This is a genomic window from Actinobacillus succinogenes 130Z, assembly GCF_000017245.1.
Lineage (GTDB): Bacteria > Pseudomonadota > Gammaproteobacteria > Enterobacterales > Pasteurellaceae > Exercitatus > Exercitatus succinogenes.
Window position 1 is genome coordinate 868,868 of the sequence record NC_009655.1, and the last position, 16,263, is coordinate 885,130.

Below are 16,263 nucleotides of genomic sequence, written 5' to 3' on the forward strand. Positions count from 1 at the left end.
GCCCACCCTACGTTTAATCGCTTAAAATCAAATCTTTTAAATATTGATAAATTTCACGGTATGCTTTCGGTGCTTTATTTTGTTCTTTTTCTTTTTTCGCTGCGCGCACCAAATTGCGTAAATGCTGGCGATCCGCCTGCGGATATTCATCGTAAAATTTTGTTAATACCTCGTCATCGCCGACAACCAATTCATCACGCAATTGTTCCAATTTATGCAGCATGGCTTGCTGCTGATTATGCTTGTTCGCGATTTTATCCAGGCTTTCGCGAATATGATTAATTTCGTCTTCTGTCGCGGAACGTAGTAATTTACCGATAAACTGCAACTGACGGCGTTTCGCTTCTTTCACCGAACGGCGCGCTAAATTCACCGCGTCAAGCAAGGTTTCAGCAAGTGTAATTTTGTCTAAATTGGCTTGCGAGAGTTCCACTAATCTTGCACCGAGTTTTTTTAATTCTTCCGCGTCGCGCTTAATTTCGCTTTTGCTCACCCAAATGATTTCTTCCTGTTCGTCGTCCGTCCAATCCAATTCGGGCTTTTTGCCGCGTTTTTTCATAAGTTTTTCCTACCTTCTTGAATTTTGCGACATTCTAGCAAATAAGCTACAATGCGACAAATATTCGGTAGGGTGGGCTTGCCAGCCCACCGTTAACCTAAAGTTATGTGGTGGGCTGGCAAGCCCACCCTACGTTTTAAGGAAAACCAATGAAAACAGAACAAAATCCGACCGCACTTTTGAAGGCGCAGGAACAGGAATTGCGCGAGGCGGTGAGTTATGCCGTCGAAATCGCGACCAAAGCGGGTGCGACGGCGGAAGTCGCTGTCACAAAGGTGAGCGGTTTGTCCGTTTCCACCCGTTTGCGCGAAGTGGAAAATGTGGAATTTAATAATGACGGCGCGTTGGGTATTTCGGTGTATTTAGGGCAGCAAAAAGGGAATGCGTCCACTTCGGATTTAAGCCGCGAAGCCATTAAAAATGCGGTGGAATCCGCTTTGGCGATTGCGAAATATACGTCCCCCGACGATTGCGCGGGTTTGGCGCCGAAAGAACTGATGGCATTCGACGCACCGGATTTGGATTTATACCACCCGTCGGACGTGGATGTGGATGCCGCGGCGGAACTGGCTTTACAGGCGGAATCCGCCGCCTTGGATTACGACAAGCGTATTGTGAACAGCAACGGTGCGTCGTTTAATTCTCATCAGGGAGTGCGCGTATACGGTAATAGTTACGGTATGTTACAAAGTTATTTGTCCAGCCGTTATTCCGTTTCCTGCTCCGTATTGGGCGGTGCGGATGACGAATTGGAAAGCGATTACGAATACACGGTTTCCCGCAAACTTGACGAACTGGAAAGTCCGGGATGGGTGGGACGACACGCGGCAGAAAAAACTATTTCCCATCTGAAACCGCAAAAAATCGCTACACAGCAATGTCCGGTGATTTTTATGAACGATGTGGCGACGGGATTAATCGGGCATTTGGCGGCGGCAATCAGCGGTGGCAGTTTATATCGAAAAAACAGTTTTCTGCTCGATAAATTAGGACAACGAATTCTGCCCGCCTGGTTCCGAGTCAGCGAACGTCCGCATTTAATCGGCCGATTGGCGTCTACGCCGTTTGACAGCGAAGGGGTTCGCACCCAAGCTCGCGAGATTATCGAAAACGGCGTGTTGCAAAGCTATTTACTTACCAGTTACAGCGCGAAAAAAATGGGTATGCAAACCACAGGACATGCCGGCGGCATTCATAACTGGTTGGTGAAACCGAATTCAGCGGGAAATTTGACCGCACTTTTGCGCCAAATGGACACCGGTTTGCTGGTGACGGATTTGATGGGACAGGGCGTGAATATGGTGACGGGCGATTACAGCCGCGGCGCATCGGGTTTTTGGGTGGAAAACGGTGAAATTCAATATCCGGTGTCGGAAATTACCATTGCCGGTAATCTGTCTGAAATGTTGGAAAATATCGTTGCGGTGGCGGACGATATAGAACATCGCTCCAATATTCAAACCGGTTCTATTCTGTTGGAAAATATGAAGATTTCAGGGAATTAATTAAATCTTATAAATTGTTGTTGACAATGATTCTCATTATCTTTAAACTGTGAGTATCTGTTAAGGCATAGATGCTCCGACAGGTAGAGTAGAAAGTAAATTCGTTAGGGTAAAAACTGAAGTTGTATGACTTCAGTTTTTTTTTTGCTATAATCGAAAAAATTTTAGCAAGGGTAAACGAATGAAAAAGCATCATGTGGATGTGCTGATTTCCGAGCGGGAAGTGCGCTCGAGAATTGAATCGTTAGGCGAAGAAATTACGGCATTTTACCAACAAAAACAAATTGATAAACTGATTGTTGTCGGTTTGTTGCGCGGTTCGTTTATATTTATGGCGGATTTGGTGCGGGAATTGAAATTACCGGTGGAAGTGGAATTTATGACAACCGCCAGTTACGGCACAGGTATGACTTCAAACCACGATGTAAAAATCAGTCAGGATTTAAGCGGCGACATTAAAGGCGAACACGTGTTGATAGTGGAAGACATTATCGATACCGGTTACACGCTGGATAAAGTACATGCCATTTTAGCCCTGCGCGACCCCGCCAGTCTTTCCATCTGCACTCTGCTTGATAAACCTTCCCGCCGAGAAGTTTCCGTTCCCGTAAAGTGGGTCGGTTTTGAAATTCCTGATGAATTTGTGGTCGGTTACGGCATTGATTATGCACAACGTTATCGTAATTTAGGGTTTATCGGGAAAGTGGTGTTGGAATGATTATCGGCTAAATTGCGTTATTAGTGTAGTTCTCGGAACAATAAATGAAGAAAGATGAATTATTAGAAATTTTACGTAACGGTGAAAATTCGATTATTGAATTTAAACGCGATGATATCCGTCCGGAGCAATTGGCAAAAGAAATAGTTGCGATGGCGAATTTTATGGGTGGAAAAATTTTGCTCGGCGTAGAAGATGACGGTTCTATTTCGGGAATTCAACGCAAAAATTTAGAAGAATGGGTGATAAATGTATTTCAAAATAAAGTTCATCCGATCATTCTTCCATTTTATGAAACAGTAGACATTGATGGGAAGAAAATTGCAGTTATTGAATTTCCAGCCGGAATTTCTAAACCCTATGTCATGAAACATAACGGTAAAGAAGAAATTTATATTCGATTAGGGAGTTCATCTCGTCTTGCTACAAGAGAGCAGCAAGCGCGATTATTTCAGCTTGGAGGAATGTTGCATGCTGAAATAATGCCGGTTCCTAATACAAGTATGGATTCCCTTGATTTTGCCCGTTTAGAAAATTATCTTTCGGTGGTTTTGCGAGACCCTGAAGTGCCGCTCACGAAAGATGAGTGGAAAAATCGGTTATTAAATTTAGGGTTTATCACGGAATCTAACGATACTATCTATTGTACTATTGCAGGATTGGTGTTATTTGGAAAATCGCCTCATCGCCAATTACGGCAATCCGGATTACGTTTAATGGTTTTTGATAGCAAGGATAAAGTCTATCAAGCTAAATTAGATACATTATTAGATAGCGCAATTGTCGGGCGGATTGATACTGATAAAACAATTATTGAGAAAGGTCTTATTGAGAAGGCGCTTGAGTTATTAGCGCCCTTCATTTCCGAAGAGTCCGACTCCATTGATGAAAATGCGCGACGGGTTAAAAAATGGTTATATCCTTGGGAAGCGCTTCGAGAAGTGCTGGCTAATGCTGTCGCACATAGAGACTGGACAAGGTTTATTGAGATTGACGTCATTGTTTATTCTGATCGGCTAGAGGTGATTAGCCCGGGTATTTTGCCCAATTCGATGACGATTGAAAAAATGAAAGCCGGGCAGCGTTCGCCCCGGAATACGATTATTATGGAAGTGATGAAAGATTACGGCTATGTGGATTCCCGCGGCATGGGAGTGCGAACCAAGATTGTACCGTTAGTCAGAGAAGCCAGCGGTAAAGATCCGGACTTCATTCTGACGGAAGACTATTTAAAAACGGTGTTTTATAAACGTTAAATATCGATATAAAAACTTAATTTTTTGATGATAGCGCAAATGCCAATATCATGGATAAAATACTTTTAATTTGAGAAAACCAATGACGATAAGCTTTTAATGCTACCCGATTTTATTTAATAACTTATATTTTGAGAGAGTTTTATGACATTTTCTAATCATCCAAGCATACCTCAGCAAAGTAATGAAATCGATCTGATTGATTTAATTAAGGTTCTATGGAAGAAAAAACTGACAGTGATATTGTCTGCTTTTTTATTTGCGATAATTGCGGCTATTTATGCCTTTACGGCAACAGAAAAATGGACTTCAACGGCTGAGGTCATTGCGCCTACCGGTGTCGATATGGGGGCTTACGGAAATGCAAAATTGCGTTTCGCCCAGATTGCTAAATTACCTGATATTACAGTAGATACGGTATCAAAAAGTTTATATGCAAAATTTGATCGTCTTGCCTTTTCTCAAAATGAGAGAAGAAATTTCTTTTCTCAATCCGATGAATATAAAGGGTTGATTCAAGATCAAGATGAAAAAGCCCAGCGTAAAATTTTATCTGCTTTAACGACAGAATACACAGCCGTAGTTCGTCCGGATCCGAAGAAAAATGCGGATATGTTTGGTAATAAAATCAGTTTCTCCGCCCAAACACCTGAGAATGCACAAAAAACTTTAGCACAATTTGTTGATTTTATTAATGAAAAAGCATTTGAATTAGATAAGAACGAATTTCAAATGAAAATTGCACAACAAATTGATAATTTAACCAATGAAAAAAAAGAAATTGAAGAATCGTTAGTGGTGCAAAAAGAACAGAATACAGAAAATGCTAAACCGTTAAATGCTATTCCTCAGTCTCTGCCTCAAACCAATTTGAATTCCGCTTCCCAGTCATCTCAAGATTCTGCTTTAGATCCAGCAATGGCTTTATTAGTTTATGGTGATGATTATTCTCGCATGCAATTAAGAATTATCACAGGACAAATTAACCAACTGAAAGCGTTACAAAATGCAGTTAAAGGATTGACAGCGCAAACTTATACTTATCAAGCCTCACCAAGTTACCCGGTTCAACGTGATTGGCCTAAACGTGTGATTTTATTACTTGTTGGCGCTGTGTTAGGTGGGATTTTGGGATGTGTCTGGGTTATTGGTAAACAGATTTTAGGCGGTAATAATAATGAATAACAAAGATATTAAAATCATTATTGCTACACACAAGCAGCATTTTATGCCGTCTGATGAAATATATTTGCCATTACACGTAGGTAAATTAGGTAAAACTGATTTAGGTTATCAAGGTGATGACACTGGCGAGAATATTTCTGAAAAAAATGCGAATTTTTGTGAACTGACAGGGCTTTATTGGGCGTGGAAAAACTTGCCGAATGATTATCTGGGATTAATTCATTATCGCCGTTTTTTCAGCGTAAAAAGTCGTTCAGCTCGCAAGAATAATCCGTTAGAAACGCTATATTTAACGCATGAAGAAGCCAGTCAATTATTAAGCGAATATGACGTAATTGTACCAAGTAAACGCAATTACTATATTGAAACGCTTTATTCACATTATGCCAATACGCTACACGCCGAACATTTAGATGTTACACGTGAAATTATTGCCGAAAAGTGCGGTGAATATTTAACGAGTTTTGATGCAGTAATGAAACAGCGTGGTGGGCATATGTTCAATATGTTCATTATGTCTAAAGAATTAGTGAATGATTATTGCTCTTGGCTATTCCCTGTACTTTTTGAACTGGAAAAACGAATCCCAGCTGAACAATATTCTTCATTCCACGCCCGTTTTTATGGTCGTGTGAGTGAGCTGTTATTCAATGTATGGCTAAAACGATATTCCAAATCAAAACCATTAAAAGTAAAAGCCATTCCGTTTGTTTACGGTGAAAAAATTAATTGGTTGAAGAAAGGAACCGCTTTTTTAATGGCGAAGTTTTTTGGTAAGAAATACGAGAAGAGTTTTTAATAGCTAATGAGTAATATTGATACTGTGCATAAAAAGAGATTATTTGGTAATTTCTTTTCGTTAACTATTTTACAAATGGTTAACTATGCATTACCACTTCTTACATTACCTTATCTTGTTCGGGTGCTGGACGTCGAAACCTATGGTTTGGTAATGTTTGCACAGTCTTTTATCTTGTTTTTTAATATTCTGGTTGACTTTGGGTTTAACCTTTCAGCTACAAAAGATGTAGCGATTTATCGTGATAACAAGGAAAAACTGACAGAAGTTTATAGTTCGGTTATGATTATTAAATGTCTATTAATTCTTGTTTCATTTGTATTATTAACTGTAATTATTCATCTTTCTGAAAGATTTTCAGAAACTAAATTCGTCTATTATTTGAGTTTTTTGTGGGTGGTAGGACAAGCATTATTTCCTATATGGTATTTTCAGGGAATAGAAAAAATGAAATATATCACAATAGTAAATATTGTCTCGAAAGTTTTATTTACAGGATGTATTTTTATCTTTGTTAATGAAAACTCTGATTATCTATTAGTACCTTTATTTAATGGTGTTGGTTTAGTTATTGCAGCATTAATTGCATTGTGGATTATTCATGTATCATTAAAACAAACAATAAGTTGGCAAAAACCTGCTACTTTATGGTTTTATTTTAAGCAAAGTTCAACATTCTTTTTATCTAGAGCTTCTTTGAGTATGTATACTTCGGCAAACTCATTTGTTCTTGGTCTATTTTCATCAAATTCAGTTGTCGGTTATTATGCAATAGCAGATCAACTTTATAAAGCGTTACAAGCATTTTATACACCTTTGTCACAGGTGTTATATCCGTATATTGCAAAAGAACGAAATATTAGCTTATTCAAAAAAATTTTTAAAGTTTCTGTTATTTTGAATGTAGTAGGTATTTTTATTCTCTTCTTTATTATAAAAGATGTATTTGAAATTCTTTTTACCCAGAAAATTGGTATGGAATCTATAGTGGTATTTAATATTTTTCTAATTGCATCTTTGATTGTTGTTCCTAGTATATTATTAGGATATCCATTTCTCGGTGCATTAGGTTATTCAAAAGAAGCCAATATGAGCGTAATTTATGCATCGATCTTGCACATAGCCGGTTTAGTAGTATTAATTTTATTGAATCAAATAACATTATATTCAGTCGCTTACATGGTGCTAATCACAGAATCTTTCGTATTTATTTACCGTATTATGAAAATTAGAGGCAACAAATTATGGCAAAAACAATTATAACTTATGGAACATTTGATCTTTTTCATATTGGTCATCTCAAATTATTACAACGTTTAAAAGCTTTGGGGGATAAATTAATTGTGGCCGTGTCTACAGATGAATTTAATCAAGGAAAGGGCAAGACTACAGTAATACCTTATGAACATAGAGCTGAAATTGTTGCAAATATCAAGTGTGTTGATTTAGTGATTCCTGAATCCAGCTGGGAACAGAAAATAACAGATGTTCAGAAATATGATGTGGATATTTTTGCTATAGGTAATGATTGGGAAGGGAAGTTTGATTTCTTAAAAGAATATTGTGAAGTTGTTTATCTTGAGCGTACAAAAGATATTTCATCGACTCAAATTAAGCAAGCATTAAAAACTTTTTCTATCTCTAAAGAAGAAATTTTAAAAGCTTTCGATATTTTAGAACAATTAAAAAGTGAGCTGGAATGATTAAGAAGTTAGTAAAATTAGGGCTTTCAACTTTGGTTGCTCTAGTTGGTTGGCTGGTGTATATGTTTTCTGGCTTGGCTAGAAGAGATCAAGGGAAGATAGTTTTTGGCACTCATACAGCGACTTTGAGCGGTAATGTTAAAGCTCTATATTTAGATACTGCTTATCAACCGAATAAGCAGAAAATTTTTATTTATCGTAATGCAAATATTAAAGACAGCTTAGATAAGCTATCTGGAGAAAATATTTACTATAATCTTTATTCTTTAAAAGGAATCTATCATTCTTTAACAGCAGGAACATTTGTTTATTCTAGTTATGTTTCGGATATTTCATTTTGGCTGTCTAAAAATGCGATGTTGTTTAATGTATGGCATGGAACACCATTGAAAAAAATTGAGAGGGATGTTACTACTGGTTTTTACTCTATCCGCAATAAATATGAGTATATTTTTAAATACATTTATCCACATTTGTTTGTTCGTCCGACTTATTTATTAGTTTGCTCAGAGTATGAAAAATCTTGTTTTAAAACAGCATTTGACGTGCAAGACGATGTATTTATCGAAGCTTTTCCACCTAGACTTGAGACGATTAAGGAAAAGTATCAAAAAATAGAAGAAAAAAAATGTGTTTTATATACACCGACATGGCGTGATGATGCTTCTTTCTGTTTTGAAAAGAACTGTGATGTCGAAAAACTTAATAAAGTAATGAAAAATCTTGGATTAACATTCTTTATTAAAGCTCATCCGTCAGACAGGACAATTCATTTATCGAAATCATTAAGTAATGTTAAATTAGCAGATAGAGGCGAAGATTTTTACCAGTTGGTCAATGACGCATTTGTGGTAGTTACAGACTATTCTTCAACAATGTTTGATTGCTTATATTGTGGTATTCCGGTGGTTTTATTTTGTCCGGATATGAAAAATTACTTAACCCATAGCCGAGAGTTTTATATTGATATTTCAGTATTACCGTTTCAGTTATATACTGAAAGTGATGATTTTATTCAGGCATTGGCATTATCTCATTATAAGTGTGACAAAAATGCCAAACGTTTTGAACCGTACTCAACAAAGTTAGTTTAATATGCAATTGCTTGTATTACTGAAATTTATTTTAACTGTCTTATTTGTCTCATTATCTTTGTTCTCTATCGAGCATATTTATGAGATAAATGATTTTGTGCTTTTGGGGATATTTTTAAGTATCTTACTCTTAGATATTGTTATTAATCCTAAGAGAAATTTTGTAAATTCTATAACTATATTGGCGATATTGCTAAACATATTAGGTGTTTTTGCTATTGAGCATATTGATAGTAGTTACTATTTATATGAAGTTGAACAATATATTAGCTATGAACACAGTATTCCATTGTTACTTTTATATCAATGGTTTTTTTTATTAGGGATTAATTTAATTGTTAGAGAGAAAAATTTAGAAAGAATAGCTACTTCAAAAATTAATTACAAATTATTTTTCCTTTTGGGTTTAGTATCTTTACTGTTATTAACATACTCGTTAATTATAATACATAAACCGGCTCCGGTTCTAGGTGTAGATAGGTTTGAATATGATAAAGCAATTTTAGGTAAATTCGGGCAGGTTACTAATATACTTTTTTATTTTTCTTTTGGATTGGGACTATTGTTTCTTAAGGAAAAAAAGAAAATTTATATTTTCTTTCTTTGTTTGATTGAGCTTGCTTTTTTACTTAAAGGTCATAAATTTTGGAATTTAGTTGAAGTTTTATATTTATTCTTATTGCCATTTGTTATTAAAGTTGTTAGAGATAAGGTGCTAAAATTAATTTTTGTAGCTGGTTTATCAGTATCTCTATTTGTATTTGCGGCTATTAATATTAATGTGTATTACTTTCCATCGTTTGAACCACTAGATTATACTCAGCAAAGATTATCACAGGAGGGGCAGTTATGGTGGTCTACATATAAAAATTATTATTCTGATTTTAGAAAAGATGAACTTAAGAAAGAATTAAATATTTATTTAAATTATAATGAATTAAATCAATATGATGTTGGTATGTATAAAGTAATGCAATTAAATACAACACCAGAACGGTTTGAATGGAAATTAGATAAACTATCTCGTTATGTATACTCTACTCCAGCCCTCCTTTATTACTATCTAGGTAAATATACTGGTGCATTTGCTATGTTATTTCTAGGTTTTTTATTAGGGGGATGGGTGAAATTAGTAGGTTATACAATTAGCAGTGGTGATCTTTTTATGTCATTAATCGCTGCTAGGTTTTTCTATATTATTAGAAAAGGAGTAAAAGATGGGGATATTTATAAATTTTTCTCTTTGGAATTCATTTTTTTAATTATTTGTACCATTATTGCCTATGCTGTTTATCATCAAATGAGAATTATTAGAAAGACGAATTAATTTAGGTAAAATTTGATGCTTATCAAAGTTGTATTTTGGATTCTAATTCTGAACGTTTATTTATGTTCGGTTATTAAAATGAAAACTTCTTAAATATGTTAAGAGAACAGTTACATTATTACTATTATTCCTGAATAAGACGATCTATAAAAGTAATATACATATGGCAAAAACGAACTTCAAAACTGAAAATAATACCTTAAGAAAGCTTATCGGCAATGGCTTAACTTATAAAATTCCACGATTCCAACGGGATTATAGTTGGGAGACGGAGCAATGGGAAGATTTGTGGGTTGATATTATGGGGATTATTGAAGATTCCGATGATTCAGCCCATTATATGGGGTATCTTGTGCTGCAATCCACAGATGATAAATCTTTTGATGTGATTGATGGGCAGCAACGTTTAACGACTGCAACGATAATTATTTTGGCAATTCTGAAAAATTTGCAAGATTTAATTAAAGCAGGTGTCGATGCGGAAGCTAATACACAGCGACTAAACCAAATTCGCCAAACCTATATCGGCTATTTAGATCCCGTTACTTTAGTATCCCGTTCAAAATTAACATTAAACCGTAATAATAATGATTATTTTCAAAATTATTTAATACCTCTTGGGCATTTACCACAACGAGGGTTTCGAGCTTCTGAACATTTATTACGTAAGGCTTTTGAATGGTTCTACCAGAGAGTCAGCCAATATCTGAAAAAAGAAAATGGTAATGAAGGACAACGATTAGCACAATTAGTTGAATATATCAGTGATAATTTGTTTTTTACTGTAATTACGGTTTCAGATGAATTAAATGCCTATAAAGTATTTGAAACGCTTAATTCTCGCGGTGTTCGACTTTCTTCGACAGATTTACTGAAAAATTATCTTTTTTCGATTTTAGATAAAAATTCAGAGAATAATCACGAATTAAGAAATTTGGAAGAACGTTGGGAAAATATAGTTAGCCGCTTACAATCAGAAAAGTTTCCTGATTTTCTGCGTATTTATTGGAACAGTCGAAATAAATTTACACGACACACAGAATTGTTCAAGGTTATTAGAAATAATATTCGAGACAGAGAAGCGGTTTTTGCATTAATACGAGGTATGGAAGAAGATTTGGATACCTATTTGGCATTATCTTCTCCGGAACTATCAGATTGGTCACTTGATGATAAATATTTAGTCAATGCCCTGAAACTTTTTCGGGTTCGTCAGCCGTTCTCATTACTGTTAAGTGCAAAGCGAAAATTTGATAGAAATAGTTTTACTACATTACTTCGTGCAATTATGGTAATTTCTTTTAGATATAACACTATTGGCGCATATAGCCCTGCTGATTTAGAGCGTGCTTATAATAATGTGGTTGAGCAAATAAATCAGAGCAAAGTGGAGAGTGTTTCTCAGGTATTAAGTTTATTAAAACCTATTTATATTGATGATGATCGCTTTAGCAAAGATTTCACGGAGAAAGTCATTAAAACGACAGATTCTAGAAGCACTAGACTTGTGCGTTTTATTTTATGTGAACTTGAGCAATATGTATCAAATAATCCGGGAATTGATTTTTCCAGTGATGCTTTCAATATTGAACATATTCTCCCACAAAATGCACCGGATGGTTGGGGTGGTTTTAGTTATGAAGAAATGAGTGCTTTGACCTATCGTTTGGGAAATATGACCTTATTGCAAGCAAGTGCCAATCGAGATTTAGGCACTGTTGAATATGCTCAAAAACGAGCAGTATTGGAACAGAGTAACTTTGTGCTAACGCGTAAATTATCGGAACAATATGCTGAGTGGACACCAGCAACTATTGCTTCTTGGCAAAGATGGCTTGCGAATCAAGCTAAAACAGTTTGGCGAATTGCTCAACTTAGTTAAGATTCTTATAAGGTAAAAATATGTTAGCTTAAGTCAGAACAGAGCATCAGACTAGATGTGCTATTGATTATATAAAATGTATTGGAATAGTTTTGGTTGTAATCGGACATCACCCTAAAGGTGATATTTTCAATATCATGCGGTCTTATATGTTTCATATGCCACTATTCTTTTTTCTAGGCGGAATGCTTTTTAATACAAGAAAAAATGCAATTGAATATTATACTGGGATATTTAAGAAATATTTTTTATACATTGTTTTATCATATTTAATTTTGGGTATTGGTGCGAATTTACTGCATTTCTATTTTTTAGTTCAAAAAAGAAATATATTTGGAAATTCTATTTTTGAAACTATTGAGTTGGCAATTACAGGAAATTTTCATAATAATTACTTCTTTATGGTTGGGTGGTTTTTATTTTCCTATATGATAGTGTTGTCTATTGCTTTTCCTGTTATAAAAATGTTCAATAAAATGCAAAATGCAAAATGCAAAATGCAAAATGCAAAATGCAAAATGCAAAATGCAAAATGCAAAATGCAAAATGCAAAATGCAAAATGCAAAATGCAAAATGCAAAATGCAAAATGCAAAATGCAAAATGCAAAATGCAAAATGCAAAATGCAAAATGCAAAATGCATTCTATGATATTTTTCTTATTGGTATTGCATTATTAATCGGATATCTTGGAATTGATGTGCTATCTCCAATATATAACGAAAATAAACTTATATACTGGAATATTTTAACTCAGGTTATGGTTGGTTCAATGTTTTTTTATTTTGGGGTTGTATTTAAATCATATATATGGAAGATGTTAAATCCAGTATTTGCTTGTTTTTTATTTTTACTATTGGTTTATTTGAAATCAGATAACTTAATAGGTTCACTAATTATGTCTTGGAGTAAATATCAGTTTGGGTTCTTTTTTTCGTTATTAGGTGCTTTATCAGGTATATATATTACATTTGTTATCTCTGATATGTTGGCTAAATACGGTGATTTTAATCTGTTTAGAACTATTGGTAAGAATAGTAAGTCAATTATGACATTTCATTTAATTGCATTTACTTTAATAAATGTGATTTTTGAAATGTTAGGACTAACAGAGTTAAATCCTAATAAAATTCCAGACTATCCAAAACAAGCTTATGCGTTTCCTATATTTTTGATTTTTTCTATTTTTATTTCTATATGGATAGGGAGATTCTTAGAAAAAATAAGCAGAGGAATTTATAGTTAAATATTTACTAATGTGACTTAAATTTTACTAATAGATATAAAAACAAATCTATCCGATTTAAATAAGGAAAAAATAATGAAAAAATACGACTATCTTATTGTTGGTGCCGGTCTTTTCGGTTCGATTTTTGCTCATGAGGCAACTAAACGTGGAAAAAAATGTTTAGTGATTGAAAAACGCGATCACATTGGCGGGAACTGCTATACCCAAAATATCGAAGGGATCAATGTGCACAAATATGGTGCGCATATTTTTCATACCAGTAATAAAGTGGTTTGGGATTATATTCAACAATTTGCTGAGTTTAACCGTTTTACTAATTCGCCTGTGGCTCGTTATAAAGATGAACTTTATAGCTTGCCGTTTAATATGTTAACGTTTAATAAAATGTGGGGTGTGATTACACCACAAGAAGCGGAAGCAAAAATTAAAGCGCAAATCGCTCAGGAAAATATTACCGATCCGCAAAATCTTGAAGAGCAGGCAATTTCTTTAGTTGGACGTGATATTTACGAAAAACTGATTAAAGGTTATACCGAGAAACAATGGGGGCGTAAATGTACGGAACTGCCTGCATTTATTATCAAACGTTTACCTGTACGTTATACTTACGATAACAACTATTTCTATGATACTTACCAAGGTATTCCGATTGGTGGTTACACCGCTATCTTTGAAAGAATGCTAGATGGTATCGAAGTAAAACTTGGTGTAGATTTCTTTGCTGAGCGTGAGCATTATGAAAATCTTGCTGAAAAAATCGTCTTCACAGGAATGATTGATGAGTATTTCGGTTATCAATTCGGTAAATTAGAATATCGTAGCTTACGTTTTGATAATGAAGTATTGGATATGCCAAATTATCAAGGCAATGCAGTCGTGAATTATACGGAAGCGGAAGTGCCTTATACCCGAATTATTGAGCATAAGCATTTTGAATATGGCACACAATCAAAAACAGTGATTACCCGTGAACATTCGAAAGAATATGAAGAGGGAGATGAACCGTACTATCCAATTAATGACGGACGCAATAATGAGCTTTATGCAAAATACAAAGCATTAGCTGATGAAAAATCTAATGTAATTTTTGGCGGTCGCTTGGCACAATATAAATATTTCGATATGCATAATATTATTGCTGAAGCGTTAGAGTGTGTAAAAGTACATTTTTCTTAAATAGAAAATTAACTGTATAGACTTGGTTTTGTACTATAAAAACTTTTGAATTAGCATAAATTCTAGCGAATGCCGAAGATGGCAACTACTATTCCTAATAGTCGCAATCAGAAATATAGAGTAACAGCACGTGGTAGAGATGTTCGGAAGAAGTTTTCGTACTATACGTTGAAGCTGAATCGTTAATACTATGCTGGTTTAGTGATAGACAAATTAGTTGCTTTGAAACTTAGTTGAATTTTAGAAAATAGGTTACTGCACATGATATAACTCATGTGGGTGTGGGGCTTTTTTACTTCACTGTAAAATGAAATATGTTTAAAATATTAAGAAAATTAAACATATCTTAATATGCTTAATTTTAAATGGAGATTAAAGGAAACCAATAATGAAAAGAAGCCTCGTATGTAAATTTACGCTTGCATTGACTGATTTTTTATTGCTTAGTTCGTCTATTGTTCTGGCTTTTTATGGACTTGAATCATGGACAGGCGAGTTAAGCCGTTATGTGCCCACGGAACAAATAGAGGAACGTTTTTATATTCATATCATTTTATCTATGTTCGGGGTGGCTTGGTACTGGATGCGACTACGCCATTATACTTACCGCAAGCCGTTTTGGTTTGAGTTAAAAGAAGTATTGCGTACTTTAGTGGTTTTGGCTGTAATTGAATTGGGGACGGTTGCTTTTTCGAAACTTTATTTTTCCCGTTATTTATGGGTGCTGACTTGGGCTATTGCACTAATTATTGTGCCGTTTGGGCGAGTATGTGTGAAGACAATTCTGATTAAATCAGGATTATATTTGCGCAATACGATTATTATTGGTGGCGGGCAAAATGCTATTGACGCTTACCATGCTTTAACCAGTGAATCCTATTTAGGATTTAAGATAAAATATTTTCTTACTCAAGATGAAAATTCAACAGTTAAAGAACTTAACATACCGATTTTAAATGAAAAGCGCCAAAGTGTTTGGAAATCGGTAACAAAAAAATCGGATCAATTTATACTTGCTTTGGAGGAAGACGAAACCGAATTACGTGATTCTTGGTTAAGATATTTTTCAACCCATAAATATCGTTCTGTTTCCGTTATACCAACTTTGCGCGGATTGCCGCTATACAGCACGGATATGTCATTTATATTTAGTTATGAAGTGATGTTATTGCGTGTTAATAATAACTTGGCTAAGCGATCTTCCCGTTTCATGAAAAGAACAATGGATATTTTAGGTTCTTTAATTATTATTGTCTTATTATCTCCGATTCTGCTTTATTTATATTTTTCCGTTAAAAAAGATGGAGGCGATGCTATTTATGGACATCCCCGTATCGGTCGTAACGGAAAAACATTTAAGTGTCTTAAATTCAGATCAATGGTGGTAAATTCTAAAGAAGTGCTCGAAGAACTATTGGCGCGAGATCCTGAAGCTCGAGCAGAATGGGAAAAGGATTTTAAGTTGAAAAATGACCCGCGAATTACGAAAATCGGCGCTTTTATTCGTAAAACAAGTCTAGACGAACTCCCCCAATTATTTAACGTATTAAAAGGCGAAATGTCTCTTGTCGGTCCTCGCCCGATTGTGAAAGAAGAGTTAGAACGTTATCAAGAAGATGTTGATTATTACCTTATGGCGAAGCCGGGTATGACGGGATTATGGCAAGTAAGCGGTCGAAATGATGTAGATTATGATACTCGAGTATACTTCGACGCTTGGTATGTTAAAAACTGGTCCTTATGGAATGATATTGCGATTTTGTTTAAAACGGTGAATGTTGTTTTAAATAGGGATGGGGCTTATTAAATTT

At 35.0% G+C, this 16,263-nt stretch carries 15 protein-coding genes; 14 read left to right on the plus strand and 1 reads right to left on the minus strand.

Going from position 1 to position 16,263, the window contains the following annotated elements; genetic code table 11:
- Positions 1-13 precede the first annotated feature (13 nt).
- Positions 14-559 carry a ribosome biogenesis factor YjgA gene (gene yjgA / locus ASUC_RS04185; RefSeq protein WP_012072557.1) on the minus strand — a complete coding sequence of 182 codons (546 nt, stop codon included), beginning with the start codon at positions 557-559 and terminating at the stop codon, positions 14-16.
- 149 nt (positions 560-708) lie between these two features.
- Here yjgA and pmbA point away from each other — a divergent pair, with 149 nt between their 5' ends.
- The 14 genes from pmbA (at position 709) to wbaP (ending at position 16,259) form a co-directional block, all read left to right on the plus strand.
- Positions 709-2,064 (plus strand): metalloprotease PmbA, encoded by a 1,356-nt coding sequence (gene pmbA, locus ASUC_RS04190; RefSeq protein ID WP_012072558.1) that lies wholly within the window; start codon positions 709-711, stop codon positions 2,062-2,064.
- A gap of 181 nt (positions 2,065-2,245) precedes the next feature.
- On the plus strand, positions 2,246-2,782 hold the full coding sequence (gene hpt, locus ASUC_RS04195) for a hypoxanthine phosphoribosyltransferase (protein ID WP_012072559.1): 537 nt from the start codon (positions 2,246-2,248) through the stop codon (positions 2,780-2,782).
- A 44-nt stretch (positions 2,783-2,826) separates the two neighbouring features.
- Complete coding sequence (locus ASUC_RS04200) at positions 2,827-4,038, plus strand: RNA-binding domain-containing protein (RefSeq protein WP_012072560.1); 1,212 nt, start codon at positions 2,827-2,829, stop codon at positions 4,036-4,038.
- Between the two features lie 144 nt (positions 4,039-4,182).
- Positions 4,183-5,223: an LPS O-antigen chain length determinant protein WzzB gene (locus tag ASUC_RS04205; protein WP_012072561.1), complete on the plus strand. Its 1,041-nt coding sequence runs from the start codon at positions 4,183-4,185 to the stop codon at positions 5,221-5,223.
- A complete protein-coding gene (locus ASUC_RS04210) occupies positions 5,216-6,022 on the plus strand; it encodes a DUF4422 domain-containing protein (RefSeq protein WP_012072562.1) in 807 nt (268 codons plus the stop codon). Before ASUC_RS04205 ends, ASUC_RS04210 begins: the two co-directional genes overlap by 8 nt.
- Before the next feature lie 6 nt (positions 6,023-6,028).
- Positions 6,029-7,285: an oligosaccharide flippase family protein gene (locus tag ASUC_RS04215; protein ID WP_012072563.1), complete on the plus strand. Its 1,257-nt coding sequence runs from the start codon at positions 6,029-6,031 to the stop codon at positions 7,283-7,285.
- Positions 7,267-7,725, plus strand: coding sequence for a glycerol-3-phosphate cytidylyltransferase (gene tagD / locus ASUC_RS04220; protein WP_012072564.1), 459 nt, complete (start codon positions 7,267-7,269; stop codon positions 7,723-7,725). The genes ASUC_RS04215 and tagD overlap by 19 nt, the downstream gene beginning before the upstream one ends.
- Entirely contained in the window at positions 7,722-8,819 is a 1,098-nt protein-coding gene (locus ASUC_RS04225; RefSeq protein ID WP_012072565.1) for a CDP-glycerol glycerophosphotransferase family protein, read from the plus strand. The genes tagD and ASUC_RS04225 overlap by 4 nt, the downstream gene beginning before the upstream one ends.
- Position 8,820: 1 nt before the next feature.
- Positions 8,821-10,146: a DUF6418 domain-containing protein gene (locus tag ASUC_RS04230; protein WP_012072566.1), complete on the plus strand. Its 1,326-nt coding sequence runs from the start codon at positions 8,821-8,823 to the stop codon at positions 10,144-10,146.
- A 163-nt stretch (positions 10,147-10,309) separates the two neighbouring features.
- On the plus strand, positions 10,310-12,028 hold the full coding sequence (locus ASUC_RS04235; protein WP_012072567.1) for a DUF262 domain-containing protein: 1,719 nt from the start codon (positions 10,310-10,312) through the stop codon (positions 12,026-12,028).
- A gap of 71 nt (positions 12,029-12,099) precedes the next feature.
- Complete coding sequence (locus ASUC_RS11235; RefSeq protein ID WP_404799672.1) at positions 12,100-12,678, plus strand: acyltransferase family protein; 579 nt, start codon at positions 12,100-12,102, stop codon at positions 12,676-12,678.
- Positions 12,638-13,273 (plus strand): hypothetical protein, encoded by a 636-nt coding sequence (locus tag ASUC_RS04245; protein ID WP_156770515.1) that lies wholly within the window; start codon positions 12,638-12,640, stop codon positions 13,271-13,273. Before ASUC_RS11235 ends, ASUC_RS04245 begins: the two co-directional genes overlap by 41 nt.
- Before the next feature lie 75 nt (positions 13,274-13,348).
- Positions 13,349-14,452: a UDP-galactopyranose mutase gene (glf, locus tag ASUC_RS04250; protein ID WP_012072569.1), complete on the plus strand. Its 1,104-nt coding sequence runs from the start codon at positions 13,349-13,351 to the stop codon at positions 14,450-14,452.
- Between the two features lie 388 nt (positions 14,453-14,840).
- Positions 14,841-16,259 (plus strand): undecaprenyl-phosphate galactose phosphotransferase WbaP, encoded by a 1,419-nt coding sequence (gene wbaP, locus ASUC_RS04255; RefSeq protein ID WP_012072570.1) that lies wholly within the window; start codon positions 14,841-14,843, stop codon positions 16,257-16,259.
- Positions 16,260-16,263: the final 4 nt, after the last annotated feature.

What these genes read in the sequence shown, in the direction of transcription:
- yjgA (WP_012072557.1), bottom strand. Translation starts at nt 559, where the DNA reads ATGAAAAAACGCGGCAAAAAGCCCGAATTGGATTGGACGGACGACGAA.
- pmbA (WP_012072558.1), top strand. Translation starts at nt 709, where the DNA reads ATGAAAACAGAACAAAATCCGACCGCACTTTTGAAGGCGCAGGAACAG.
- hpt (WP_012072559.1), top strand. Translation starts at nt 2,246, where the DNA reads ATGAAAAAGCATCATGTGGATGTGCTGATTTCCGAGCGGGAAGTGCGC.
- ASUC_RS04200 (WP_012072560.1), top strand. Translation starts at nt 2,827, where the DNA reads ATGAAGAAAGATGAATTATTAGAAATTTTACGTAACGGTGAAAATTCG.
- ASUC_RS04205 (WP_012072561.1), top strand. Translation starts at nt 4,183, where the DNA reads ATGACATTTTCTAATCATCCAAGCATACCTCAGCAAAGTAATGAAATC.
- ASUC_RS04210 (WP_012072562.1), top strand. Translation starts at nt 5,216, where the DNA reads ATGAATAACAAAGATATTAAAATCATTATTGCTACACACAAGCAGCAT.
- ASUC_RS04215 (WP_012072563.1), top strand. Translation starts at nt 6,029, where the DNA reads ATGAGTAATATTGATACTGTGCATAAAAAGAGATTATTTGGTAATTTC.
- tagD (WP_012072564.1), top strand. Translation starts at nt 7,267, where the DNA reads ATGGCAAAAACAATTATAACTTATGGAACATTTGATCTTTTTCATATT.
- ASUC_RS04225 (WP_012072565.1), top strand. Translation starts at nt 7,722, where the DNA reads ATGATTAAGAAGTTAGTAAAATTAGGGCTTTCAACTTTGGTTGCTCTA.
- ASUC_RS04230 (WP_012072566.1), top strand. Translation starts at nt 8,821, where the DNA reads ATGCAATTGCTTGTATTACTGAAATTTATTTTAACTGTCTTATTTGTC.
- ASUC_RS04235 (WP_012072567.1), top strand. Translation starts at nt 10,310, where the DNA reads ATGGCAAAAACGAACTTCAAAACTGAAAATAATACCTTAAGAAAGCTT.
- ASUC_RS04245 (WP_156770515.1), top strand. Translation starts at nt 12,638, where the DNA reads ATGCAAAATGCAAAATGCAAAATGCAAAATGCATTCTATGATATTTTT.
- glf (WP_012072569.1), top strand. Translation starts at nt 13,349, where the DNA reads ATGAAAAAATACGACTATCTTATTGTTGGTGCCGGTCTTTTCGGTTCG.
- wbaP (WP_012072570.1), top strand. Translation starts at nt 14,841, where the DNA reads ATGAAAAGAAGCCTCGTATGTAAATTTACGCTTGCATTGACTGATTTT.